The organism is Bradyrhizobium sp. SZCCT0153, from assembly GCF_018129995.1.
In the GTDB taxonomy this organism is placed as follows: domain Bacteria; phylum Pseudomonadota; class Alphaproteobacteria; order Rhizobiales; family Xanthobacteraceae; genus Bradyrhizobium; species Bradyrhizobium japonicum_G.
In genome coordinates, this window is sequence record NZ_JAFCKS010000005.1 from 47,000 (window position 1) to 71,258 (window position 24,259).

Genomic DNA, 24,259 nt, shown 5'->3' on the forward strand with positions numbered 1-24,259 from the left:
CGTATCGTGATGAGCGAGTTCCGCGCGGTGGCGCGGGACTTGCTTAAGCGAAGGGCGGAACTCGCGGGACGCGCTTGCGTTAACCCGCGAGAGGAAAACAGTATGGGTCCTTCGATGGCAACTGATCGCTTCGCAAACTCCATGTCCTCGGCGCTGCGCCATCCCGGCGTGATCGCGTTGATCGTGGCCGCCTTGACGATTGCTGCGATGCTCATCGTCGACCACGGGCCGTGGAACCGGGCCAAGACGCAACCGGCGCATGTCGCGATGTATCATACCACCGGTGAGGCCGCGCACGCTGCTGGCGCCAAGGTGCTTCCGACCCAACCAAAATCGCCGGTCGAGCCGGAACGGCCGGGGCCGAAAACGTCCCCGACCGTCAATCCCGTGACGCCGTGATACGCCTCAACTCTTGATAGGCCTCAGCTCTTGCGACCGTAGTTGAGAAGTCCGCCGCTGGCCTTGGGCGGATGCGCGCGAAGGGCTTCCTCGTTCGGATCGGTGCCCCAGCCGGGCCGGTCCGGAATGACCAGATGGCCGTTCGCAATCTCGGGCTCATGCGTGAATAGCTCGCGGTCCCACGCCAGGCGATCGATGTCGATCTCCATGATGCGCAGGTTCGGCACCGCGGCGCAGAAATGCGCGTTCATCATCGAACAGAGATGGCCGTAGAAATTGTGGGGAGCTACGTTGACTTCGAACGCTTCCGCGGCGGCCGCGATTTTCATCGACTGCCAGACGCCGTTCCAGGGCGTGTCGATGATCGCGACGTCCATGGCTTGCTCCTTGAAATAGGGCAGGAATTCCCGCAAGCCCAAAAGAGTCTCGCAGGACGAGATGGGATGCGGGCTTTGCCGGCGGATGTAACCGAGCGCTTCCGGATTGAAACTGTCGATCTCGATCCAGAACATGTCGAGGTCCGCGATGGTGCGCAGGATCTTCAGATAGCCCTCGGTCTTGGCGTTGAAGTTGCAGTCAAGCAGGATGTCGACGTCGGGGCCTGCACCGTCGCGGATCGCTTCCAGATGCATGCGCAGGTCGCGCAGGATCTTGCGGTCGACGTTGATCTCTGGGGCGAACGGAGAGCCGAAGCCGGGCCGCCAACCGGTCGGCTTGCCATCATCATAGGAAAAGATGTTGGTCTTGAGCGCGGTGAATTTCTGCTCGCGTACCTCGCGGCCCATCGCCTTGACGCCGTCGAGGTTCTCGATCGGAGGCTTGTACCAGGCGGGGTGGTTGATCCGCCATGTGGCGCAATGCGACCAGTAGACCCTGATACGATCGCGGATCTTGCCGCCGAGCAGCTCGTAGCAGGGCACGCCGAGACACTTTGCCTTGGCGTCGAGCAGCGCATTCTCGGTCGCGCCAAGTGCCTGCGCCACCACGCCGCCGGCGGCGGGACGTGTGGCCGCGAACAGCTCGGCGTAGATGCGCTCGTGCTGGAAAACGTTCTGCCCGATAACACGGGCGGACAGGCGCTGGATCGCAGCGCCGACGCCGGGCGAGCCAAAGCCCTCGTCGAACTCGCTCCAGCCGACAATCCCGTCTTCGGTGGTCAGCTTGACGAAGTGGTAGTTTCTCCAGCCGGCATCGCAGGCAAGAATTTCCAGACTTGTTGCTCTTGATGATTTGGTCATGTCGCTCCCTGTCGCCCGGCCGGGCCTTGTTTTTCTTGTGACTTCGCAAGCACGAGCCCAGCCTCAATTGTTAAGCTAACGATCGGCCGTCGTGAAGCCCGCCAAGTCGCGTCAGGACACGCCATTCGGCCCTTTGAGCTGGAAAATTCTGTGGAATCCGGTGGGGATCGCCATGATCTTTTCCGGGGTCGTCCCGAAATTGCGCCAAGCTCAGGCTTATTTGGCCACAATCGCGACCGATCCTGCCGCCATGAAATTCTTGGCCGTGATTTCGATTCTGGCGCTGCTCACGATGGGCGGGGGCGCCATTTCCGATCAGTTTCTGACGGCCGATCAGCACGTCGCGCAAGGGGTGGAATAGCGCGGCGGGCCAAGGCTCATTTTGTCCTTGGGGCAAGGCTGATCAGCCGATCGCGGACGAGGCCAGCAGCGCGAGCACGGCCAGCGCCATCAGCGCGGTGCCGAGCCAGCCCAGCGCGATCAGCCATGACCGGGCCCTGAAGCGGCCCATGATTGCCTTGCTCGAGACGATCAGCATCATCATCGCCATGATCGGAACGGCGACGATGCCGTTGAGCACGGCGCTCCACACCAGCATATGTATCGAATCGATCCCGGTGAAACCGAGTCCGAAGCCGATGATGGTTGCCGCGGCGATGATGGTGTAGAAGCCGACCGCCTCGTCCGGCTTCGCCTCCAGCGTCGCGCGCCAGCCGAAGATCTCCGCGACGCCGTAGGCGGCCGAGCCCGCCAGCACCGGGATCGCCAGCAGGCCCGTGCCGATGATGCCGAGCGCGAACAGGGCGAAGGTGAAGTCGCCGGCGAGCGGGCGCAGTGCTTCGGCGGCTTGCGTCGCCGAACCGATGTTGGTGACGCCGTTGGCGTGCAGTACCGAGGCGGTGGTGAGGATGATGAAGAAGGCGATGCCGTTGGAGAGCAGCATGCCGGCGATGGTATCGGCCCGGATGCGCGCCAGCTCCGGATCGCCCTTGCGCTGCGTTTCCTCGCGCAGCGGCTTGTCACGCTTGCCCTGGTTCATCTCCTCGACCTCCTGCGAGGCCTGCCAGAAGAACAGATACGGGCTGATCGTGGTGCCGAGCACGGCGACGACCATCATGAAATAGTCGGGGCTGACATTCGCCTTCGGCCACACTGCCGCGAGCAGCGCCGTGCTCCAGGAGATCTTCACGGTGAAGGCGGTTGCGACATAGGCGAACAGCGCCAAGGTGAGGAATTTCAGCACCGGCGAATAGCGGCGATAGGGCAGGAACACCTGGAGGATGGTCGATCCTGCCGCGAAGATCAGCGCGTGCTCGTGGTTGAGGCCGCCGATCACGAGCGAAAGCGCCTCGGCCATCGCCGCGATGTCGGCGGCGATGTTGAAGGTGTTCGCGGCGACGAGCATGGCGACGAGCGCCAGCACCGCCCAGCGCGGCGCGATGCGCATGACGTTGGCGGCGAGTCCCTTGCCGGTGACCCGGCCGATCTGTGCGCTGACGAGCTGAATGGCGATCATGAACGGGGTGGTCAGAAAAACCGTCCACAGCAGTCCGTAGCCGAATTGCGCGCCGGCCTGCGAATAGGTGGCGATGCCCGACGGATCGTCGTCGGCGGCCCCGGTGACGAGGCCCGGCCCCAGTCTCTGCAACAGCGTCGGCGCGGATTTCGTCGGCGTGAGGGCGCTGTCGCTCATGGAAGAAGAACCTCGATCGGTGCGGCGGTTGAAAGCAAATGCCAGCGAGGGAACAAAGGTTCCTGACAGGCGATTGGCTCCTTGCCATTTCCGATTATGCTAAGCGCCCGTGAAGCGCCGTTTTCTGGAGTCCCTCATGGGCACGGATCTTGGGGACGGATCTTGGGCGCGGATGGTCGAAGAACTCGCGGCTCCGAGCCGCGCGAATGCAGCACCGCGAAAAAAGTTCCGGTCGCTTTTCGAAAATAAACTCGTGGGCGACCGCGTTGTCGAATACGCGGTTTCCGGTTACCGTGCCGAATGTCCCTGCTGAAATTCGACCGTTCGGTCCCGACGCCGGCCCTGTTCGCGTCCTTTCTGGCGCTCGACCAGGCCATCCTCGATGCGCTGCCGATCGGCGTTTACGCATGCGATGTCGAGGGGCGGATCGTTCGTGTCAACCAGCGCGCTGTCGAGCTCTGGGGCCGGGCGCCGAAACTGCGCGATCCCGAGCAGAAGTTCTGCGGCTCGTTCCGCGTCGAAAGCCTTGACGGCGATTTCATCCCGCCCGGCGAGACGCCGATGGCGCTTGCCGTGCTGACCGGCAAGAGCTTTGAGGGCGTGGAGGCGGTCGTCCACAATCCCGATGGAAAGCGATGGGTCGCGCGCGTCAATGTCGCACCCCTGCGCGACGACGACGGCGCGGTCGTGGGCGGCATCAATTGTTTCCAGGATGTGACCCACGAGCACCAGATGCGGGTTGCGCTGGAGCGGCAGCAGCGCACCTTCGACCTCGCAATGATCGCCTCCAATATGGGGACGTGGCGCTACACTTTGGCCGACAACATCTGCATCTATGATCACAACGCTCAGCGGCTCTATGGCCTGACCGAGGCGCGCTTCCTCCACGACAAGGACGGCGTCGAAGCCAAATTCCACCCCGCCGACATGGATCTGATGTGGGCCCGCGTGGCCAGGGCGCTCGATCCGCAAGGCGATGGCCGCTACGAGGTCGAATACCGCGTCAGGCAACGCGACGGCAGCTGGCGGTGGCTGAGCGCCTGGGGCCTCGTGGAGTTCGAGGGCGAAGGCGCCGGGCGCAAGCCGGTCGCGATCGCCGGCGCCAGCCGCGATCTCTCCGAGCTGAAGCAGTCTGAAGAGCTGCAGCGCCTGCTCACCAACGAGCTCAATCATCGGGTCAAGAACACGCTTGCCACCGTGCAGTCGATCGTCAACCAGACGCTTCGGGGCGCTGTGGAGGTTGACGCCGCGCGCAAGACGGTCAATGCGCGTCTGCTTGCGCTGGCCGGAGCTCATGATCTGCTGACCGCGCGGGCCTGGGCGGGCGCCGACATTGCCGACCTCGTGGCGCGCACAATTGCGCCGTTCCCGGCGGGCCAGATGGTGCTCGATGGACCTTCGCTGGTGGTCTTGCCGACACAGGCCCTGGCGCTCTCGCTGGCCCTGCACGAGCTTGCCACCAACGCGGCCAAGTATGGCGCGCTGTCCCGTCCCGAAGGCCGGGTCGAGATTTGCTGGTCCGTGCAGGAGGGCGAGGTCAACCTGAGCTGGCGCGAAAGTGGCGGCCCTCCGGTTGCGCCTCCGAGCCGCCGCGGGTTCGGCAGCCGCCTCATCGAGCACGCAAGCCGCGACATCGCCGGGCGCTTCCGGCTGGATTTCGATCCGGCGGGCGTTCGATGCTGGATTTCGGCCGCGCTCGCCCCAAGCGAGGAGGGACTGCGGGCATCCGCCTGAGCCATCGCGGCAGGTCTGCCGAGCTCGCCCAACCCCGACAATCCGATTTCACGATTCGGATTTTATGAAATCAATTTGACCCGTCGGGCAAAACACCTGTATAAGGTCATCATCGCAACAGGTCCGAGGCTCATGGCGGCGCCCGTCGCGGTTTGTCTTGGACCGCGTCCTGCTCCCTCCAAGTCCCGGCGCGATGATGGCTGACCCTTGCACACCTCGCGTTGAGGTTGTAGGGAGCGCCATGAACGATTGCATGAACGATTGTCTGACGGCCACGAAGGTCGGTCGGCTGGACGCGGAGCAGGCTGCCGGCCTCGACCGCGACGGCTATCTGCTGTTGCGCAGTGCGGTGCCCGAAGCCTGGCGCGACGGCTTGCGCGCTGCCTTCGAGTGCGGCGTGGGCGCCGGCGACCAATGGTCCGCGCCGCGCGGCGCCGGCTGGCGCCACGCTCTCGTCGATCTGGATCCGGTGGTGCAGCAGACTTGCCGCCTGCCTTTGCTGCTGGCTGCGGGAGCACAGGTGCTCGGCGGTCCTTTCTTTCTTGCCCAGGTCGAGGGCCGCGAGCCGCTGCAAGGCGGCGGCCATCAGCCCCTGCATCGCGACGGTGCAGGCACGAAGGCCGTTGCCGCCCTGGTCTTCCTCGACGCATACGGGCCGGACAATGGCGGGACGCGGCTCGTTCCGCGCCATCTCGATCCAGGCTTTGTCGGCCAGCCCCTTGTCGATCGAGGCCTCGCCAATCAGGCCCTGCCGGACGAGACCCTGGCCCTGACGATCGCGGGCGAGGCGGGGGACATTTTGGTGTTCGACGCCGATCTGCCGCATGGGGCGACCTGCAACCGCTCCGGCGCGCGGCGCCGTTCGCTGCTGCTGAGCTTCATGCCGGAGCGTAATCGCGCAGCCATGGACGCCTGTCGCGCCATCCGCAACGTGCGCATGGACACCAGCGAAAGGTTCATCCCCTGAGCGGGCGCTCGGCGCTACTTGATGCTGACGAACATGCCCCAGGCGCCGGCCAGCGCCGCACCGGAGAAGACGATCAGCGGGTTGTCGCAGAACGCCCCGCCATAGGTGCACATGGTGACACCGAACGAGCCGATCTCGTGATTGCTCGCGGAATAGAACAGTCCCGACAGCACCAGCAATGCAGCGGCGACGTAATACATCGACGGTCACTCCTCGGATTTGCCAAAAGCGGCTTCGCCTGGCGCCGCCGCACAGGGCGGCCGAAGCACCGGCAAAGGGGTACGCGGCCAACGTGGCACAAGGAACTTTCATTCCGCCAAATCGGGTCCGCTGCATTTTAGATAAACCTCGACGGGTCATCGCAAGCATCCCACTGGCGCCTGCGGGTGCGCCGGCTGGCTCGTTCTTCAGTTCACTTTTATACATTCGCCTGGAACCAAAGTTCCCCTGCCGCGTAGTCCCCGGCTCGCAGCGGCGCGGCGATGACAGGGGAGCCAGGGCGTGCAGGGTTTACCGGTGGTCCTGGTCACGGAAGATGACCAGCTCGTGCAGGGTATCGTCGAGGAAGCGTTGGCCGAGGGCGGTTTCGAAACGGCCACGGCGACGACCGGCGAAGAAGCGATTGCACTCCTGACGGCCGACGCCGACCGGTTTCGCGCGCTGGTCACCGACATCCATCTGGGAGGCAAGCTCGACGGCTGGGACGTCGCGCGCGCGGCGCGGGAGATCAACGCCAACATTCCCGTCGTCTACATGACCGGCGCTGCGGCCGACGAATGGGCGTCGAAGGGCGTGCCCAACAGCGTCCTCCTCAACAAGCCGTTCGCGCCGGCGCAGCTCGTCACCGCCGTATCGCATCTTCTCAACGCGGCACCGCCCAACACGGCGACGGAATAGACTGGCGCTGGCGGCACGACCTGGTTGTTGGCTGATGCCGGTTTTGACCCGCACAAGATAGGCCCACTTCGCGCAGCGTGGATCTTGCCAACACAGGACGGCGGAACTTATGTCCACTTTGGCGCTTAGGAACTCGCATCATGCGAGGTGAGTCATGTCCGAGACCAGGGAAGCTGAGCCGTTGTCGCCGCGGCCTTCGCAATGGGGACCATCCTGTCCGAAGTGCCAGGCGCCCTCGCGCTTCACGACCTCGATCCTTGACCTGAAGAACGACAGGCCGGTGCAGATCTATCGCTGCGACCGGTGCCGGGAAGAAATCTGGAATTGAGAGCGCCGCACATTGGATCGTGCGTGGTCCGCGACAACGCCCCCGGCGGAGCGTGCGGTTGCATGTCGAGCGGCGGCCTTTCAATTTGTACCACCCCGTCAACATGGAGAAGCTAGGCTGCCTTCGCAGAAGGCTGGCAATTGAGGCCGATGCAGTAATGACGGCCGCGCTGATCCCCCTATGGGAAAAGAGACCGAACGAAGCGCCATCGCCATTCAGAAGGAAATTGACCAACGGGATACCACTGGGCAGTGGGGGCCACTTCAAGTTGTCGCAGAGCAGCACCGATTTGGAAGTGAGCAATTTTGCGCAGCGGCTGAGCTTCAAACTGTTCCATGTAGATTATCGTTGCCGTCTCGACCTTTGGCACCTGCTAGGCGACCCCCTGAAAGGAGGACGCTATGGAGAACTACATTCACAAGGAGAACCTGGCTCTGTTCAGGAAGCGCCTCGCCGAGCCCCATAGCGAGATCCTGCACGATACACTTGTGAAGCTTCTCGCCGACGAAGAAGCCAAGGACCGGCCACCAAAAAAAGGACCGTGATGCAGTTTCCGCAAGGAAGCGGAAGATGCCGGGAGCAGGCCGCCAGGGCTATGACCGCGCACGACAGGAAACGTGGCTTCGCCTCGCGGGGGATTGGATGAAATTTGCGCAAGAGGCGGACAAACGCGCCGACTCACAAAGCCCCTTCAAGGGATAAGGCCGCCTCAGTCGGAGGCCACCAAAATAGATTTGAACCATTCGCCTCCCCATCCGGTTGAACATGCGGAGGCGACACCGATGATGCCTGATCAACTAGCACGCCAAGAGCAAATTGCCCGCCGTCTGGGACAGTCCAGGCGCTTGCTGCGGGGGGTGACCGACGCTACGACTGCAAAGCGCATCGGTAATCTGATTGATGATCTGGAGCGCGAACTCGTGGAAGAAAAAGAGAAGTAGGGCCGTCCCAGTTGGCGACCTCGTTGCCAAACCTGCAATGTCGTCTGTTGGGCCCTTGGCAACATCTTCAGAATGGTTTCGATATCGCCGGCGCGGTAGGCATCAAGCCAATCGACAGCCGCGGCCATCGGGTCCAGGAGATGGTCCTGCCTGCGCGCTGTTCGACGAAACACCCCTGAAACAGTGTTGAAACCAGATTGCCCTGAACGCCGCGCCCGCTCGGTCCGACCAACGGAACGAGAAGGAGATCATCATGATCCAGATCGGTTCGAAGGAAGAAGTCGCGTTCCTGCTGGCGCTGTTCGGCACGCATACCCAGCCCGTCAAGAAGCCGCAGCCGAAATCGCGACAGAGCTGAAAGCGGAAAGCCATGCCAGGTTTGGCCGAATGCCAGAGCCTCCTGCGTCTCCTGATCGCCAGGGGCGACCCGAAGGCGATCCCGCTCGCCAAGGGCGCGATCGATCAATATTTGAACACGGCGCCGGTCTGCATGCGCGGACGCGGCCTGCGCGTGCTCCAGCGCGACGCGCTCGACCAGCATGGTGCCGCGGTCGGCGTGCAGCGCTCGTTCGCCGAGACGGTGGACGCCTATATCGAGCGCAAGCTTGCGGAGGAGTGAGCGTGCCGGCCCAGGCAGGGGCGCGTTGACGGGGCCCGATCATCCCGCACAAGCGCGTTGTTCCCGGAACTCGTTGCTTCTCGAACCCATTGATCTCAAGGGAATCTTTTCGTCCCGCCTGAAACCTTTGCCCGCTTCGGACCTATCTTGGTCAAAGGATGCAGCGATGGCCCGGTATTACTTCGACCTACGCGATGACAACGGTACGGCGCGCGACGAGGAGGGGCTGGAGCTTGCCACTGCCCGCGCCGTGCAGGCGGAGGCGGCCAAGTCGGTTGCGGACATGGCGCGTGACGCCATCCTGTCCGCGCCGCTCACGGGCAGCAAGCAGACGCTGGCGATCGACGTTCGCGACGCCGGCGGCCCCGTGATGCAGGTGATATTCTCGTTCGAGATCGAGGATTTCAAGACGCGATCGCAAGCGCGCGATCATTGACGCGTCAGCAAATTCGGCGGGGCCTGCAACGAGGCCTGATCGGGCTCCAGCACGGCGATCTTCCGGCCGAGCTGCCAGACCTCGACCTTGCCGTGCCGTGTGTATTGCTGCGCGAAGGTGAGCGCGGACGCATCGGACAAGGCCTCGAAGGCTTCGGCGGAGCGGAAGACGCCATTCTCCCCGACGAGATAGGCGCGATATTGCTGGCTCATGTCGGCGCCCTCAGGCCGGGCGACTGCAGCCAGGCATCGATGTGAATGGCGGTCTCGTCCTGCCGCGCCTTGCGCAGCAGCATCTCGCGGCGGCGTCCCGGCGCGAGCGCGCGGGCCTCGGCGCGAAGCCGCGCGGCCTCGTCGGCGAGCCGCTCGTTGAGCGTTCTGGTCTGCTTGAAACGTCGGCGGGTCGGCATGCACATCTCCCTCGTTCGCATCGGGCGGGAGCGCTGGTTCGCGTTCTCATCACCGGTCGTTGCCAAGTGCCTTGCGGTGATGGATTGAGCTTACGCCTCTGCCGGCGGGAAAGTCACATCATTTGATACGTTGGAAGATTAAATTGCGCGAGCAAGTTCAGTGACTTGAGTGACTTACTCATCTTGAGTGCTTGTGATTCCAATGTTCAGTTTTGAACAGAAGCGAGGTCAACCGGGACCTTAGGTATCAACCGTAGCAGCGGCGAACAAATCTTCCTTCTCGACGCCACGCGCGACGATCTGCAAGCATCCGTCCTGCAGCGGCCGTTGTAGTGCCTTGGCCTCATCCCAAGGTGCCCGCAACCAAATGTCCCGTTCCTCGGTCGTCGTCAGGATCACCGGCATTGCCTTCGGATGAATCGGCTCAACGACAGCATTCGGCGTCGTTGTGAGAAAGCCGTACACCTGATGCGGCCCTGTAATGGGTTTTGACTTGGTGCCGCGGTCACCATTGAAAGTCGTCCAGATGCCGGCGAACGCGAACAGCGGCCGTGCTTCCGCCAGCGCAAACCACACGATGTCCTTCTTCTTCGTCTCCGGGTTGGGCTCAGGCGCGTATTCGGCGAAGCTGTTGACCGGCACGAGACACCGGTGCTCCGGCTTGAGCCACGCGCGCCAATGCGGCGACGAAGTGTTGCGAATATTCGTAACGGGCGGGCCGCCGGTACGGGGCGGCGGTGGCATGCCCCAGCGCATCATCACCATTTCACGTTCGCCACTGCCTCCATCGCGGATCACCGGCGCCGGGTAATCGGGAAACACGCCGGGCATCGGCGCCAGATTGCCTTCATAGCGACGCACGACGCGGAAGAGGTCGGCAACGGCCGCCTGATTTGTGGTGATCGAATAGAGATTGCACATGCGCGCGACGATCCTTAGCGTTCGCCCGGCCACCAATAAGAGGCCGGATGGCTGGCTGAAATCTTCGTGGGTCTCAGTGCCACAAGTGCGCTCCGCTTGTATGGATAACCACGCAACTGCGAACAGTCCTTGCAGCGCATGTAGCGTTCAAGTTCATGCACCGGCGTCGCCTTGGCTCGCCGAACAATATCGAGCGCCACCGTCTGGTTGGTGTCGCATCCCAGACATCGCACTTCAAGGTACAGGAAGCCCGCATTGATGGCATCGCCGATGGTTGGCGACGGCTGCGCGGGACCCTTGTAGCCGAGCATCCGATAGTTCCACGCCTCGCAAGCGAGCTTGTCAGCTTCTTTGCGGGCCGCTTTGGCGCGTTCGGCCGATATTTGAATTTGTGTGCCGTAGAGATGTTGGCGCGACTTGGTGCTCATGTGGGGATCAAAGCCATGCGCCGGCGAGGCTGGCAAATTGTCGATTCCTAGGGGGGAGCCGTGGCGGCGTGCTACTGTCTGTCGTGGGTGTGGAAAACCTTCGCCGTAACCCAAGACAGGCATGCACGGATATTCCAAACGTGCCTGTTGGTATCCTGGCTTGGCCGCATAGACGCGCGCTCGCAGGTCCGAACGCTGGCTCACCAAGCCAAATTGTGATGCGCGTCACATAGTTTGCTCGACTTCTTGGTTATTGTGATCACCAGACTCAATGTTAGTGTCGGTTATTATTGGGGATTTGGGACTTTGGGGATGCGTTTCCTGGTTGGACTTTTTGTGTCGGTCTGGCTGATGGCGCCGACGGCCCCAGCCTTGGCCGATAAGCGCGTGGCCCTCGTCATCGGCAATTCGACCTACCGCAACGTCGCCAAGCTCGGTAATCCCGTTAATGACGCGGCCGCCGTTGCGGCCATGTTCAGAGCGGCCGGGTTCGATTCGGTTGAATCCAAGCTCAACCTGACCATCAGCGAAATGCGTAAGTCATTGCGTGATTTCGGCAATGCAAGCCGCGATGCGGATGTTGCCGTGGTTTATTATGCCGGGCACGGCATTGAGTTGGACGGCACAAATTATCTCATCCCGATTGACGCCACGCTCGAGATGGATACCGACGTTCTCGATGAGACGCTGTCGCTCGACCGGGTGTTGGTCGCGGTCGAACCGGCCAAGCAATTGCGGCTGATCATCCTCGACGCCTGCCGCGACAACCCCTTTGCCAAGAACATGAAGCGGACGATGGCCTCGCGCGCGGTCGGTCGCGGTCTCGCCAAGGTCGAACCCACGAGCCCGAATACGGTGATCGCGTTTGCCGCCAAGGCCGGATCGACTGCATCTGACGGAGCCGGCAAGAACAGTCCATTTGCAGCGGCCCTGGTGGAGCACCTCGCTAAACCGGGCCTCGATCTGCAAAGAGCGTTTCGTTATGTCCGCGATGACGTTCTGAAGGCGACCAACAACACGCAGGAGCCGTACACATATACGTCGCTTGGCGGTGATGACGTCCCCATTGTCCCCGCCGCCGCGGCAAAGCCTGTGGTTGTCCCTCCCGCCGTTGCCGCACCGGCTGATCAGAGCACTACGATGCGGCGTGACTATGAGTTTGCTTTGCAGGTCGGCACAAAGCCGGCGTGGGATGCTTTCATAGAACAATACCCGACCGGATTCTTCACTTCGCTTGCGAAGGCTCAGCGCGACAAGCTTGCGGCGGAAGCGGCGCAGATAGAAGCAACCAACAAGGCCAAAGCTGCTCGCGAAGAGCAGATCAGGCTTGCGGCGGAGGGCGCCAAAGCCTCGGTGCAGGCAAAGGCCGCTGAACAGGCAATAGCCGCCGACCGGGCGCGGATCACCGCGGAAGCGGCCAAGAAGGCCGAGGAAGCCAAGGTCGCCGAAGCCGAACGTATCAAGGCGGCCGAAGCCGCCAAGGCTGAGGCGAAGGAGGCTGAACGCGTCAAGGCGGCTGAAGCGGCCAACGTCACGCGAGAGACGAAACTGGTCGAAGCTCAAAAGGCCAGAGACGAAAAACTGGCGATCGACCAAAAGGCCAAGGAGGACCGGCTGGCCGCTTTGACTCCGCCAGCCGCCAAACAGGATCCGCCAGCCGCGCTTGATCTCCCGCGGGCTCTCCAGACAGAACTTCGCCGGGTCGGCTGTAACACCGGTGCAGTCGACGGCAACTGGAATGCAGTCGCGCAGCGATCGCTCGATCTATTCAACAAGCACGCCGGGATGAAGCTGGATGTCAAGACGGCCAGCGCCGATGCGCTCGATGCCGTCAAGGGCAAAACAACACGCGTCTGCCCGCTGGTGTGCGAGCACGGGTTCAGGGCCGATGGCGACCAGTGCACGAGGATTACGTGTCGCGCTGGCTACGAAGTCGGTGACGACAACACTTGCGAAAAAATTGAGACGAAGAAGCCGGTGGTCAAGCGCGACGAACCGAAGCGCGCACCGTCTGAACGGGCCAAGACAGAGGCTGCACCAGCAAAGCCGCAGGCTTCGGGCCAGATGTATTGCGGGTCGGCCGGATGCCGACCCGTGGCTAAAGGGTGTCACCTGGATACCCAGGCTCGCAATGGCAATATCATCCTTTCACCTCGCGAAATCTGCGACTGACAGTCGGGAAATTCTTCGCGCAGAAATTTCATAGTTGGGCGCGTGAAAAGATGCTCAGCGAGGATCGCTATTTAGCGCGTCGGAGCATTTACCGCAGTTGCAGGGCGGCTCCTATCGAAGTGAAGCCGGCGTTCTCAACGATTGACGAGTGTGCATAACATCTTGGAGCCCAATGGATTTGACACGTCGGGCAAAACACTGGCAGAATGGCATTATCGAAAAGAGTTTGGTTAGCCCGCGCGGAGCAGTCCGCCGCGGGCTTTTTGCTTCCGGAGATGCGATTGCCTTAGTCGAAGGATTTTGAAATGACCAAATTCAAGAGGAGGACTGAGCTGCACCTTCCTGTCGCTCAGCATGTCGTCAGTGAAGGTTTCAGGGCTCCAACGCTGGCCGATATCGAAACCCTAGCACGCGCCAAGACCGAAGCCGCGCTCAACGTGCTCGCGGCCATCATGTTCAGAGAGACAACGAATGCCTTTGCGCGGGTGGCCGCAGCAAACGCCATCCTCGATCGGGGATGGGGCAAGCCGGTGCAGCCTTTGGCTACGGACGCACGTCCGCGCGAATTGCTGCAACGGATCGAGCGCATCATCGTACATCCGGACCATTCGTCGACACTCAACAATGAGACCGGCGAACCCGAGGCTTCGTAAGCTTCGTACCGTCTTGTCTCCAGAGGAGTAATTGCAATGAACACACGGTCGCCAGCGACTTCAGCGGGGTCTCCAGGCGCGTTTTCACAGCAAGAGAACGCGGCTCTGACTGGTTTACCCCGGTGGATGCGCGAGGCACTATCTCATCAGCCGGCCCCTGCGCCATCACAGCAGGCCGGCCGAGTCGATGAACCTACGCATGGTAGTCGTGCGAATATTCGAATCTTGAGCCGAGTGCCTTCGCGTCCAGCCTAGCCTGAAGCCGGTCCGAACCACCTCGTCAGCGCGTCCGAAAGTCCGTGCTGGCTCTGGTCTCCCACCCAGGCCACGTGGCCGTCGGGCCGCACCAGCACTGCGCCTGGCGCGGCGACCTGTCCGACGCACGGAAGCTCCCACGCGCCGTCGGTATCGGCGGCTATGTAACCGACGCGATCAGCCCAGGGCGTGACGTCGATGCCACCGGGCTTGCCGAAATCAAGGAGAACGCCGCGCGCCCGGTGCAGCAGCGTGAATAATCTCAAGCGGCGTCCTTCGATCGTCACATCGAGATCGGGCGCGCGCCGCCCGAGCAGCGGGTGCCCTTCGCCGAGATCGTAGTGAATGTCGAGCCCGCTCATCATCGCGCCAAAGCTCCGGCGCGGCGCGTCCATCGCGAGCAGTTCGGAGACGATTTCGCGCGCGGCCTTGAGGCCGTCATCGCCGCGGCGGAGCAGGGCGATTTGTGCCCTGGTGTTGCGCAGGACGCGCGCGGCGACGGGATGGCGCTCGGTGTGGTAGGTGTCGAGCAGGCTGTCGGGCGAGGCGCCCTTGACCACTTGCGCCAGCTTCCAGCCGAGATTGACCGCATCCTGCACGCCGGTGTTGAGGCCTTGTCCGCCGACGGAATGATGGATGTGCGCGGCATCGCCGGCGAGCAGCACGCGCCCCTTGCGATAGGACGCGGCCTGCCGTGCCGCATCGGTGAAGCGGGAGATCCAGGACGGGCTGTGGAGCCCGAAATCGGTGCCGTACACGGCGACCAGAGCTTCGCTGAGATCGTGCAGGCCGGGCTCGCGGGTACGCTCGAGCGTCGCTTCGGTCACGACGGCCAGCACGCGTCCGCTCTCGGTCTTGCTGAGGCCGTGAAAGCCGAGCACGTCGTGGCGCAGGCCCCAGACGGGCTCGTCCCGCATCTCGACCTCGGCCATCAGATTGCTGAGCGTCGGATCTGTGCCGACGAAGTCGATGCCGGCGGTCTTGCGCACCAGGCTGCGTCCACCGTCGCAGCCGACGAGATAGCTTGCGCGCAACGCCTCGCCGCCGGACAGCATCACGTCGATGCCGGTTTCGTCCTGCGCGAAGCCCGTCACCTCGGCGTTTCGATAGATCGGCACCGCGAGCTCGCTGGCCCAGCCGGCCAGAAGGCGTTCGATGTGGCTCTGCCGCAGCGCGAGGCCGTAATTGTGCCGCGTCGGCAGGTCGCTGATGTCGAGCCTGGTCCAGGCGAAGCCCGCGAGCTGCGTGACTTGTCCCTCGCGCAGGAATCGGTCCGCGACGCCGCGCTGATCGAGGATCTCGATGGTGCGCGCGTGCAACCCGCCGGCGCGCGTGCCGACGAGCTCCTGGCTCGCGCGCCGCTCGATGACGGCGACGTCGACCTCGGCGAGCGCGAGCTCGGCGGCCAGCATCAGTCCGGTCGGGCCGCCGCCTGCGATCACCACGGCATGCCCGGACGGCGCCGGGTTCCTCGTGCGGGCTCGCTCGCTCCGGCCGCGCGACCGCGATGTCGGAAGCAGTACAGGCATGTCGTGACCCCTCGTCTTGGTGGCTGGGTCGGGGGTTCTACGCGAGGGTCGGGGACTTGAAGCAAGCCCCTTGCGCACCACATATCAAGCTGGGAGGAGGGGTCTGCGCTTTCGCGCTCGACGGTGTTTGACACGTCGGGCAAAACACCGGCAGAATGGCATCATCGAAAGAGTTCGGTTCGCCCGCGCGGGAGGTTCCCGCCGCGGGTTTTGTTTTGAGCATGCGACGTTCAGCAAATGCCGGTGGTTCGCTGCATGGTGCTGGCGAGTTCCTCGAACGAAAACGGTTTCCGGATCATCGGAAGGCCGTCGCGCCGAGGCTCGCGACCCGAGAGTTGCAATATCTTCAGCTCCGGGTGGCCGCGGCTGGCCAGCTCGGCCAGCTCATGGCCGTCCATGCCTGGCATGTTGATGTCCGTGATGAGGATGGAGATATTCTGGTTCTGCTTGAGCTGATCGAGCGCATCCGGGCCGCTTTGGGCGCTGACGACGTTGCAGCCGAGATCCTCCAGCATGCCGACGAGGACGTCGAGCACGCCGGGATCGTCGTCGACAACCAGCACAGTATGAGTCATCGCGCCAACGTCCTTCCTGATGGAGGAGTAACGCGACGGCCATCACATATGTTCCTGTACGGCGTGGTCGAACGACCGGTGTTTGACACGTCGGGCAACACACCGGCATAATGCCATCATCGAGACGAGTTTGGTTCACCCGCGCGGAACGCATCCGCTGCGGGTTTTTTCGTCTCGATTTCGAGATCGGACGGTGGCCGCGCATCCGGCCACGCACTCGTCAAACCCGGAGCGCCGATCGGCGCGCCGCCGTCCGAACCATTGCTGGCCGCGCACGCGCGAACGTGCCGGTCCGCGGCGCCGGGCCTGTTGCTCGTGCCGCTGCGGTCTTCCGGGAACGGAGATAGGGTTCGCGCCCGAAACGATCGCGCTTCGTCACGCGATCTGCCGCGCATTTCTTTCTCAAGGAGAGGTCATGACAGCCTATCTGATATCGCTCGCGCTCGCGGGCCTGGTTGCAATCGTGTTGTGGGAGATTTTTTCTTGAGCGAGGAGATCCAATACGCGGTTGTGAGCGAGCCGGTCCGCTTGCCCGCGCGAAGGAAGACGTCCAGCGCGCGCACCCTGACCGAAATCCGCTCGCTCGCGCGCAGCCACACCAGAACTGCACTGAAGGTGCTCGTCGGCGTCATGTGCAGCGACGACGCAACGCCGGCCGCCCGTGTCTCGGCCGCCAATGCTATCCTCGATCGCGGCTGGGGCAAGGCCGCACAGCCGATCGAGAACGGCGAGGACGGCGTGCTGGAATTGATTCACCGGATCGAGCGCATCATCGTGCATCCGGGGAGCTCGGGCGACGCTGACGGTGGGGCCGGTGCTTGAGTTGTCGTAGAACTCATTTTCCAGTTCAGTCGGAGTTGCCGTTTGACTCGTCGGGCAAAACACCGGCAGAATGGCATCATCAAGAAGAGTAGGTTTAGCCCGCGCCGAGCGATCGGCCGCGGGTTTTTTTGGTCTTGACGATGCTTTCGCTGGTTCCTGGTCTGCTTGCTGGTCCGGCGTTGCCGGTGAAATGCCGTCCAACAACGAAGACTGGACCACGATGTGGCGCAGGCGCACCGGCCTGCCGAGGGCGAGCGAGCGCATCCATTGTCCATCCTGAAAATTCCGACGGCGAAAATCTTCGAACCGCTGTTGAAACCCACCCGCTACAAGGGCGTCTACGGTGGGCGGGGCTCGGGCAAATCGCATTTCTTCGGCGAGCTTCTGGTCGAGACCTGCCAGGCCGAGCGCGGTACGCTCGCGGTTTGTATCCGCGAGGCGCAGCGCACGCTGGCGCAATCTTCCAAGCGGCTGATCGAGGGAAAGATCGCCAGCCTCGGCCTCGGTCACGGCTTCAAGCTCTTCAGCGACAAGATCGAGACGCCCGGCGACGGGCTCATCATCTTCCGCGGGCTGCAGGATCACACGGCCGACTCGATCAAGTCATTGGAAGGATTTCGCATCGCCTGGATCGACGAGGCGCAAAGCTTGAGCGCGCGCAGTCTCGCGCTGCTGCGGCCGACGATCCGCGCCAAGGACTCCGAGCTGTGGGCGAGCTGGAATCCGCGCCGCAAAAGCGATGCGATCGACGATTTTTTGCGCGGGCGCCGGCCCGAGGGAGCCGTCGTCGTCAAGGCGAACTGGCGCGACAATCCCTGGTTTCCGGACGTGCTCACGGAGGAACGGTTGCTCGACCAAAAGCTCTATCCGGAGCGCTACGATCACATCTGGGAGGGCGAATATGCGCGTGCCTTCGAGGGCGCCTATTTCGCCTCGCTGCTGTCGGAAGCGCGCGCGCAGGGGCGGATCGGAAACGTCGCGGCGGATCCGCTGCTGCCGCTGCGCGCCTTCATCGACATCGGCGGCGCGGGCGCCGCGGCGGATGCCTTCACGCTCTGGGTCGTGCAGTGGGCCGGCAACGAGCTGAGGGCCGATTTCCAGCACCTGCGGAGGTGGCGAAAGAGCGTGGAGCAGGCGCAGAGCTACACCTTCAAGGCCGTGATTACCGTGATTGCCACCGGCCTGATGGGGGCGGTCTGGCTGGGTGTCAAGGTCGTGCTGGGCAAATGAGCCTTCGCGGCGGACATCGCGGCGCTTGCGCTCACATCATCCCACTGACGAGCCGTCTCATGTACAGAATTCGCATTGTCGATGCATCCGATGACGACGTCGCCGACACATTGTCTGATCTGCATCAGTTGACGTTCTTCGACGCGGCTGTCATGCCTCAATTCGAGTTGGGAACGTGGTGGCTGGCCTATCACGGTGACGATGCGGTCGCTTTCGCCGGCGTTCTTCCATCGACGCACGTCAGAAATGGCGGCTATTTCTCCAGGGTCGGGGTCTTGCAACGGCATTGGGGACGGGGACTTCAGCGCAGATTGATGCGTGTGGTCGAGGCGAGGGGGCGGCTTATCGGATGGGACAGCATCGTCTCAGATACGACGGACAATCCGACGTCTGCGAATAACTTCATCCAGGCGGGCTATCGGCTCTTCGAGCCGGAAGTGCCGTGGGCCTGGGCGCATACGCTTTATTGGCGAAAGAGGCTTCGCTGAGCAAGTTTTCCCGGCGTGCGGAACGTGCTTTTGCGATGCAGAATGGCCAGTTGTGAGATGTAGCACAACCTCGTCCGCCTGGAATGTCCGAGGGCCCGGCAGCTTGACCGCTGCCGGGCCCATTTTTGCGTATTCAAGCGATGCCGGTGAGGCACTTGCGAAGTGGGCGGTGGCGGGCTTTAAGTTTGCTCTCGCGGGAAATTCGGCGGCCATAAGCCGATGCAAGGGAGCGTTATCGATGCCCACCAAGCCTCAACTGCCCGAACGTTCGCCGCGGGCGACGGGAGGGCCAGCTGCGCTCGAAGGCCTGCTGGTTGTTGATTTCACGCGTGTGGTTGCCGGCCCGGCCTGCACGCAGACGCTTGCCGATTTCGGCGCGCACGTCATCAAGATCGAGAATCCAGACGGTGGCGACGACACGCGTGCGTATGAACACGCCGAAATCGGCGGAGAGAGTGCTGCCTATCTGAGCCTCAACCGCAACAAGCGCGGCATCGCGCTCGACCTTAGCTTGCCAGAGGCCCGTGAAATTGCACTGGATCTGATTCGCAAGGCCGATGTGGTCGTCGAGAACTTTTCCAGCGGGGTCATGAAGAAATTTGGCCTCGACTATGATGCTGTTGCGCCGCTCAATCCGCGGCTGGTCTATTGCTCGATCTCCGCCTACGGGCGCACCGGACCGTTTGCCGCGCGTCCCGGTTTTGATCCGATCACGCAGGCGGAAAGCGGGTTCATGTCGCTCAACGGATTTGCCGATGGCCCGGCGGTTCGTACCGGCCCACCCATCGTGGACATGGCGACGGGGATGTCTGCCTGCAACGCGATCCTGCTGGCGCTGTTGGCGCGGGATCGGCTCGGTCGCGGCCAGCATGTCGAGGTCGCCTTGTTCGACGTCGCAATGGGAATGACGGGCTTCTACGGCATGGCCTATCTGATCAACGGCGAGAATCCGGGGCGGTTCGGCAATTCGCCGAGCGGGTCTCCCACCGTCGGTGTCTACGAAGCCTCCGATGGGCCGCTCTACATGGCGTGTGCCAACGATCGGCTCTATCGCAGACTGGTTGTCGAGGTGCTGAACAGGCCCGATCTCATTACCGATCCGCAGTTTGCAACGCGCAAAGCCCGCTCCGAGAACAAGGAGCTTTTGCGAGCAGCCATCGCGGAGGTCTTTGCGGGCGATACCCTCGAGAACTGGATGGCGAAGATGAAGCTGGCCAGTATCCCGGTCGGCTATCTTCGGACGGTTGAAGAGGGGTTCAATGCACCGGAGGCTCGCGAGCGTCATCGCTTGAGCCGAATTCCACATCCTACCGCGGAATGGGTTCCAAACATCGAGACCCCGATTACCATGGGCCTGACAGGCGCGATTGATCCCGTCGCGGCACCGCTGTTGGGTGAACATACCCAAGACGTGCTGCGCGATACGCTTGGCTATGACGCCCACCGGATTTCGGAGCTCAGCCAAAAGGGTGTCTTTGGACCAGGCAAGCCATAGAGTTCGGTTTGAGCCTGAGAGGTTCGATCCCATGGGGCCAGCACGGGGGCCGGCATCGCCCGTCCGCTTGATTTGATAAAGTTCCCGCCGCATAAATGTGCCAGAGCGAGGGACACGAATGGCGTCTGGTCGAGAGCCGAGCATGGGCCAGCCCAACGGGCCGGAAACCGCTGAACGTGCCTATGCTGCGATGATGGCGAACGCCCGGGCTCTCGTACCACGGCTGCGAGAGCGGGCGGCGCGGACGGAAGAGCTGCGGCAACTCCCGCCGGAAACCGAAAAGGATCTCCACGAAGCCGGCCTGTTCCGGATGCTCCAGCCGAGCCGCATCGGCGGCGCCGAGCTCGACTATGTCGCTCTTGTCGACTGCGCCGAACTGCTCGGGCGGGCGGATGCGTCAGTGGCGTGGAATCTTGCCAATCTGGCGAGCCATCACTGGATGCTCGGCATGTTCGAGCAGAAAGCGCAGGATCTGGTCTGGGGCCACGATCCGGACGCGCTGATCGCATCCTCGTTCATATTTCCCGCCGGACGCGCCACGAGAGTCGAGGGCGGATACCGGCTCCATGGCAGCTGGCCATTCTCCTCGGGCGTCGCCTCCTGCGCATGGAACATGCTTGCGAGCGTGGTTTACTCCGACGATGAGGCAGACGGCATCGAGTATCGGATATTTCTGTTGCCGAAAGGCGACTACAAGGTCCTCGACACCTGGAACGTCGCGGGACTGCGCGGGACGGGGTCTTGCGACGTCGAGGTCAAGGACGCTTTCGTGGCCGACTACATGACAGTCGCGGTGGGCGATCTTGCCGGCGGCCCGACTCCGGGAAGCAAGCTCAATCCTAATCCTCTGTATGCGCTCCCCGTGTTCTCGCTGTTTCCTTACGTCCTCTCCGGTGTCGCGCTGGGGAACGCGCGGGCGTGTCTCGACGATTATGTGGAGGTCGCCCGTCACCGCATTTCTACCTACAACCGCGCCAAGCTGAGCGACTTTCAGAGCACACAGATCAAGATCGCGGAGGCCTCGGCAAAGATCGACGCTGCACACCTCATTATGCGCTCAGCCTGTCTGAATGCCATGGAAGATGCACGGCGCGGTCATGTCGCCGATATGGCAACCAAGACCAGATATCGGCGCGACGGGGCTTTTTCGGTGAACTTGTGCACCGATGCGGTCTCGATGCTGTTTGCCGCGAGCGGAGCGCGGGGCCTGTTCACGACGGGCGTATTGCAGCGGCAGTTCCGCGATGCGCATGCGATCAACTCGCATCTGGCGTTCAATTTCGATGCGGCCGGAACCAATTATGGACGCGTGGCGCTGGGGCTGCCGTCCGAGAATCTCACGCTGTGAGGCCGGACGATGAATGATCTGCCGAAGCAGCCGGCCGTTCCCGATCCAGCCAACGAATTCGCGAGCGACAGCTCGTCGATCGATCCTCGCGATTTTCGCAATGCGCTCGGTACCTACGCCACGGGCGTGACGATCATCACGGCTGCGGCCCCTGACGGCAAGCCCTATGGCCTGACGTGCAATTCGTTCGCCTCGGTCTCGCTGAATCCTCCGCTGGTTCTCTGGAGCCTCGTCGTCTATTCCTCCAGTTTGACCATCTTCCAGAACGCCAGTCATTTCATTGTCAACGTGCTCGGCGCTTCGCAACAGGCGCTTGCGAGCAAATTCGCCAAATCGTCGGACGACAAGTTCACCGGTGTGGACTGGACCCCGGGCCTCGGCAATGCGCCGGTGCTCGCCGAGAGCGTCGCCAATTTTCAATGCCGCTCGGTCAATCGCTATTACGGCGGCGACCACGTGATCTTCCTCGGTGCGGTCGAGGCCTATACTTACAATGCGGAAGAGCCGCTGCTCTTCGCGCGGGGGACGTTTGGCCGGTTTCTGGTCGACGAGGCGGGCAAGAAGGCACCTTAGCGTGCTTCAGTTCGCGCTCGACGGCTCAGCGCTCCGGCGCCGACAGCTTGTAGATCTCGAGCGCATCCGCGTCCGCGCCTCGTGCGGCCTTGGCGAGCCTGAAAAGTTGTCCCGCAAGCGAGGCCATGGGCACCGGCGTCGACGTCGTCTGTGCGACATCGGCGACCGTATCCAGGTCCTTGAGCATCGTCGCAATGTGACCGAGCGGCGGCGAATGAATGCCCTGGACCATCCGCGGTACGAACAGTTGGAGCGGAATGGAATCTGCGAAGCCGCCGGCGAGCGCTTCGGGCAACCGGTGGGCGTCGATTCCGGCGTTCACGGCAAGGCGTGTTGCTTCCGCGAGAACAGCCATCGCGCATCCGACGATCACCTGATTGCATAGCTTCGTAGTCTGGCCGGCACCAGTCGGACCCATGAGGGTGAGCCTGCGCGCCATAGCGAGCACATAGGGCCGAACCCTCTCGATGTCGGCTGCCTCTCCGCCGGCCATGATTGCAAGGGTGCCTTCCTCGGCCCCCTTGGTGCCGCCGGATACCGGTGCGTCGATCCAGCCAGCTCCGTTCGCAGCTTTCAGTCGCGCCGCGAGGTCCCGTGCGGCGTCAGGGTGGATCGACGAGAAATCGACTATGAGCTTTCCTGCGCCGGGAGCGGTTGAAACGCCGTCGGGTCCGAAGATCACCTCTTCGACGGCGGCGGCATCCGTCACGCACATGAAAATGATGCTCGAGCTCTCCATCAAGTCGCGTGGGGCCGCTGCGCGCCTGGCGCCGGCCTCGACGAGTGCGGCCACCTTGCCTTCCGAGCGGTTCCAGACATTGACCTGATGGCCAGCCTTGAGCAGGCGCCGGGTCATCGGAGCGCCCATCAGTCCAAGGCCGAGATAGCCGAGCCTCTCGACTCCTTGCGGGTTTGACTTGCTCGCATCAGCCATAGGTTGCCTCCTTCCGCCGCGGCGCAATGCTGCGCGCCCGCCGATTTACCATACATGGCGGATCTGACGGCGAAACCGCCCGGTCCGCATGGCTTGCCTGATTGTTTGAACCATGAAACATTTGCCCGGGTCGGGTTGGTGGCGCGGTTGGCGCCGGAGCAGCGGAGTGGGCACGATGCGAACCGTTTCGAGATGGATCCTGGCATTGGGGGCGGCTGCGGCCGCGATTGCGGGCTCAGGTCCGTCATGGGCACAGCAGACGATCCGCGTCGGCTGGACGATTCCGGCCGAGGAATCCAAGTACTGGATGATGCGCCGCCCGGCTGAATTTCCCAATATCGGCAAGACATACAATATCGAATGGACCCAATTTCAGGGTACTGCGCCGATGACGCAGGCATTGGCGGCCGGCGCGCTGGATTGCGCAACGCAGGCGCCGCTGTCGCTCGCCAACGGCGTGGTTGGGGGTAACCTCAAGGCCTACATCGTGGCGCAGCACGTCTTCGAGAAGCCCGGCGGCTTCTCGGTCTACTGGGCGGTCATGGACGACTCGCCGATCAAGACGATCGCCGATCTCAAGGGCAAGACGGTCGGGATTTCCGTGATCGGCGGCGGCACGCAAGGCCCGTTCAATCTGCTCCTGAAGCAGAATGGCGTGGACCCGACCAAGGACATCAAGCTGGTCGAGGTCGGCTTTGCCGTCTCCGAAGATGCATTGCGGCAGGGGCGCGTCGATGCGGTCAACATGAACCAGCCGTTTGCCGCGCGCGCGGAGGCGAAGGGCGGCACTCGCAAGCTGTTCTCGCTGTCGCAAGCCATGCCGAACATCGTGCACATCCTGGAAGCCTGCCGGGCCGATTTCGTCGACAAGAATCCGGAGTTGGCGAAGGCTTATGTGCGGGACATTACCTCTGGCATGAAGAAAGCGCTGGCCAATCGCGAAGAGACGCTGAAGGTCGTCAACGAAGTTCTGAAGGCACCTGTTCCGGTTCTCGATACCTATCTGCTCAAGGACAATGATTTCGGCCGGGATCCGGGTGCGGCACCGAATTTCCCCGCGATCCAGAAGATGCTGGACATCTATGCCGAGACGGGAATGCTGCCAAAACTGGACGTCGCCCAATTCAAGCATCCGACGATCGTCGCGCCGCTGCAATAGACGACGGAGCGAATGA

At 62.8% G+C, this 24,259-nt stretch carries 27 protein-coding genes and 1 pseudogene; 18 read left to right on the forward strand and 10 right to left on the reverse strand.

The annotated features are described in order from the left end of the window. The first annotated feature begins 102 nt into the window (after nucleotides 1–102). Nucleotides 103–399, forward strand: a complete 297-nt coding sequence (locus JQ572_RS21705; RefSeq protein WP_211385365.1) for a hypothetical protein — start codon at nucleotides 103–105, stop codon at nucleotides 397–399. 23 nt (nucleotides 400–422) lie between these two features. On the opposite strand, the gene JQ572_RS21710 is transcribed toward JQ572_RS21705, so the two are convergent. Continuing rightward, nucleotides 423–1,637: a mandelate racemase/muconate lactonizing enzyme family protein gene (locus tag JQ572_RS21710; protein ID WP_211384870.1), complete on the reverse strand. Its 1,215-nt coding sequence runs from the start codon at nucleotides 1,635–1,637 to the stop codon at nucleotides 423–425. A 91-nt stretch (nucleotides 1,638–1,728) separates the two neighbouring features. On the opposite strand from JQ572_RS21710, the gene JQ572_RS21715 reads away from it, so the two are divergent. Then, nucleotides 1,729–1,998, forward strand: coding sequence for a hypothetical protein (locus JQ572_RS21715; protein ID WP_249129181.1), 270 nt, complete (start codon nucleotides 1,729–1,731; stop codon nucleotides 1,996–1,998). Nucleotides 1,999–2,040: 42 nt separating this feature from the next. Here JQ572_RS21715 and JQ572_RS21720 read toward each other — a convergent pair whose 3' ends face one another. Further along, nucleotides 2,041–3,330 (reverse strand): NRAMP family divalent metal transporter, encoded by a 1,290-nt coding sequence (locus tag JQ572_RS21720; RefSeq protein ID WP_211384871.1) that lies wholly within the window; start codon nucleotides 3,328–3,330, stop codon nucleotides 2,041–2,043. Between the two features lie 300 nt (nucleotides 3,331–3,630). Between JQ572_RS21720 and JQ572_RS21725 the strand changes: the two genes are divergently transcribed. Both JQ572_RS21725 and JQ572_RS21730 read left to right on the forward strand, forming a co-directional pair. Further along, nucleotides 3,631–5,064: a sensor histidine kinase gene (locus JQ572_RS21725; RefSeq protein WP_211384872.1), complete on the forward strand. Its 1,434-nt coding sequence runs from the start codon at nucleotides 3,631–3,633 to the stop codon at nucleotides 5,062–5,064. Nucleotides 5,065–5,317: 253 nt separating this feature from the next. Further along, the gene (locus JQ572_RS21730) at nucleotides 5,318–6,031 is read left to right on the forward strand and encodes a phytanoyl-CoA dioxygenase family protein (RefSeq protein ID WP_249129182.1); all 714 of its coding nucleotides are present in this window, start codon (nucleotides 5,318–5,320) and stop codon (nucleotides 6,029–6,031) included. Between the two features lie 14 nt (nucleotides 6,032–6,045). Here JQ572_RS21730 and JQ572_RS21735 read toward each other — a convergent pair whose 3' ends face one another. After that, a complete protein-coding gene (locus tag JQ572_RS21735) occupies nucleotides 6,046–6,231 on the reverse strand; it encodes a hypothetical protein (RefSeq protein ID WP_211384874.1) in 186 nt (61 codons plus the stop codon). 301 nt (nucleotides 6,232–6,532) lie between these two features. Between JQ572_RS21735 and JQ572_RS21740 the strand changes: the two genes are divergently transcribed. From JQ572_RS21740 to JQ572_RS21760, 5 genes are all read left to right on the forward strand, one after another. After that, entirely contained in the window at nucleotides 6,533–6,928 is a 396-nt protein-coding gene (locus tag JQ572_RS21740; RefSeq protein WP_211384875.1) for a response regulator, read from the forward strand. 729 nt (nucleotides 6,929–7,657) lie between these two features. After that, entirely contained in the window at nucleotides 7,658–7,801 is a 144-nt protein-coding gene (locus JQ572_RS21745) for a hypothetical protein (RefSeq protein ID WP_211384876.1), read from the forward strand. A gap of 237 nt (nucleotides 7,802–8,038) precedes the next feature. Further along, complete coding sequence (locus JQ572_RS21750) at nucleotides 8,039–8,197, forward strand: hypothetical protein (protein WP_211384877.1); 159 nt, start codon at nucleotides 8,039–8,041, stop codon at nucleotides 8,195–8,197. A gap of 370 nt (nucleotides 8,198–8,567) precedes the next feature. Next, complete coding sequence (locus tag JQ572_RS21755; protein ID WP_211384878.1) at nucleotides 8,568–8,816, forward strand: hypothetical protein; 249 nt, start codon at nucleotides 8,568–8,570, stop codon at nucleotides 8,814–8,816. Between the two features lie 166 nt (nucleotides 8,817–8,982). After that, nucleotides 8,983–9,252 carry a DUF6894 family protein gene (locus JQ572_RS21760; protein ID WP_211384879.1) on the forward strand — a complete coding sequence of 90 codons (270 nt, stop codon included), beginning with the start codon at nucleotides 8,983–8,985 and terminating at the stop codon, nucleotides 9,250–9,252. Here the strand turns inward: JQ572_RS21760 and JQ572_RS21765 are convergent. The 4 genes from JQ572_RS21765 to JQ572_RS21780 all read right to left on the reverse strand — a co-directional run bounded on the left by JQ572_RS21765 (nucleotide 9,246) and on the right by JQ572_RS21780 (nucleotide 11,010). Continuing rightward, nucleotides 9,246–9,464: a hypothetical protein gene (locus tag JQ572_RS21765; protein WP_211384880.1), complete on the reverse strand. Its 219-nt coding sequence runs from the start codon at nucleotides 9,462–9,464 to the stop codon at nucleotides 9,246–9,248. The genes JQ572_RS21760 and JQ572_RS21765 overlap by 7 nt on opposite strands. Then, nucleotides 9,461–9,661: a hypothetical protein gene (locus JQ572_RS21770; protein ID WP_211384881.1), complete on the reverse strand. Its 201-nt coding sequence runs from the start codon at nucleotides 9,659–9,661 to the stop codon at nucleotides 9,461–9,463. The genes JQ572_RS21765 and JQ572_RS21770 overlap by 4 nt, the downstream gene beginning before the upstream one ends. A gap of 240 nt (nucleotides 9,662–9,901) precedes the next feature. Beyond that, the gene (locus JQ572_RS21775; RefSeq protein WP_211384882.1) at nucleotides 9,902–10,582 is read right to left on the reverse strand and encodes an SOS response-associated peptidase; all 681 of its coding nucleotides are present in this window, start codon (nucleotides 10,580–10,582) and stop codon (nucleotides 9,902–9,904) included. A gap of 14 nt (nucleotides 10,583–10,596) precedes the next feature. Then, nucleotides 10,597–11,010 (reverse strand): hypothetical protein, encoded by a 414-nt coding sequence (locus JQ572_RS21780; RefSeq protein ID WP_211384883.1) that lies wholly within the window; start codon nucleotides 11,008–11,010, stop codon nucleotides 10,597–10,599. 312 nt (nucleotides 11,011–11,322) lie between these two features. On the opposite strand from JQ572_RS21780, the gene JQ572_RS21785 reads away from it, so the two are divergent. Then, nucleotides 11,323–13,182: a caspase family protein gene (locus JQ572_RS21785; protein WP_211384884.1), complete on the forward strand. Its 1,860-nt coding sequence runs from the start codon at nucleotides 11,323–11,325 to the stop codon at nucleotides 13,180–13,182. Between the two features lie 305 nt (nucleotides 13,183–13,487). Continuing rightward, nucleotides 13,488–13,835 carry a hypothetical protein gene (locus JQ572_RS21790; RefSeq protein ID WP_211384885.1) on the forward strand — a complete coding sequence of 116 codons (348 nt, stop codon included), beginning with the start codon at nucleotides 13,488–13,490 and terminating at the stop codon, nucleotides 13,833–13,835. A gap of 251 nt (nucleotides 13,836–14,086) precedes the next feature. Here JQ572_RS21790 and JQ572_RS21795 read toward each other — a convergent pair whose 3' ends face one another. Both JQ572_RS21795 and JQ572_RS21800 read right to left on the reverse strand, forming a co-directional pair. Then, a complete protein-coding gene (locus JQ572_RS21795; protein ID WP_211384886.1) occupies nucleotides 14,087–15,619 on the reverse strand; it encodes an FAD-dependent monooxygenase in 1,533 nt (510 codons plus the stop codon). A 230-nt stretch (nucleotides 15,620–15,849) separates the two neighbouring features. After that, on the reverse strand, nucleotides 15,850–16,194 hold the full coding sequence (locus tag JQ572_RS21800) for a response regulator (RefSeq protein ID WP_211384887.1): 345 nt from the start codon (nucleotides 16,192–16,194) through the stop codon (nucleotides 15,850–15,852). 483 nt (nucleotides 16,195–16,677) lie between these two features. On the opposite strand from JQ572_RS21800, the gene JQ572_RS21805 reads away from it, so the two are divergent. From JQ572_RS21805 to JQ572_RS21830, 6 genes and pseudogenes are all read left to right on the forward strand, one after another. Beyond that, entirely contained in the window at nucleotides 16,678–17,016 is a 339-nt protein-coding gene (locus JQ572_RS21805; RefSeq protein ID WP_211384888.1) for a hypothetical protein, read from the forward strand. Between the two features lie 222 nt (nucleotides 17,017–17,238). Continuing rightward, nucleotides 17,239–17,904, forward strand: a pseudogene (locus tag JQ572_RS35450) (PBSX family phage terminase large subunit); the annotation flags it as partial. Nucleotides 17,905–18,305: 401 nt separating this feature from the next. Then, entirely contained in the window at nucleotides 18,306–18,734 is a 429-nt protein-coding gene (locus JQ572_RS21815) for a GNAT family N-acetyltransferase (protein ID WP_211384890.1), read from the forward strand. A 238-nt stretch (nucleotides 18,735–18,972) separates the two neighbouring features. Beyond that, nucleotides 18,973–20,229 carry a CaiB/BaiF CoA transferase family protein gene (locus JQ572_RS21820; RefSeq protein WP_211384891.1) on the forward strand — a complete coding sequence of 419 codons (1,257 nt, stop codon included), beginning with the start codon at nucleotides 18,973–18,975 and terminating at the stop codon, nucleotides 20,227–20,229. Between the two features lie 142 nt (nucleotides 20,230–20,371). Beyond that, nucleotides 20,372–21,577 (forward strand): acyl-CoA dehydrogenase family protein, encoded by a 1,206-nt coding sequence (locus JQ572_RS21825; protein WP_249129183.1) that lies wholly within the window; start codon nucleotides 20,372–20,374, stop codon nucleotides 21,575–21,577. Between the two features lie 9 nt (nucleotides 21,578–21,586). Beyond that, complete coding sequence (locus tag JQ572_RS21830; protein WP_211384892.1) at nucleotides 21,587–22,150, forward strand: flavin reductase family protein; 564 nt, start codon at nucleotides 21,587–21,589, stop codon at nucleotides 22,148–22,150. Between the two features lie 25 nt (nucleotides 22,151–22,175). Here JQ572_RS21830 and JQ572_RS21835 read toward each other — a convergent pair whose 3' ends face one another. Next, nucleotides 22,176–23,111: an NAD(P)-dependent oxidoreductase gene (locus JQ572_RS21835; protein ID WP_249129184.1), complete on the reverse strand. Its 936-nt coding sequence runs from the start codon at nucleotides 23,109–23,111 to the stop codon at nucleotides 22,176–22,178. 148 nt (nucleotides 23,112–23,259) lie between these two features. Between JQ572_RS21835 and JQ572_RS21840 the strand changes: the two genes are divergently transcribed. Continuing rightward, nucleotides 23,260–24,243 carry an ABC transporter substrate-binding protein gene (locus JQ572_RS21840; protein ID WP_211384893.1) on the forward strand — a complete coding sequence of 328 codons (984 nt, stop codon included), beginning with the start codon at nucleotides 23,260–23,262 and terminating at the stop codon, nucleotides 24,241–24,243. Nucleotides 24,244–24,259 lie beyond the last annotated feature (16 nt).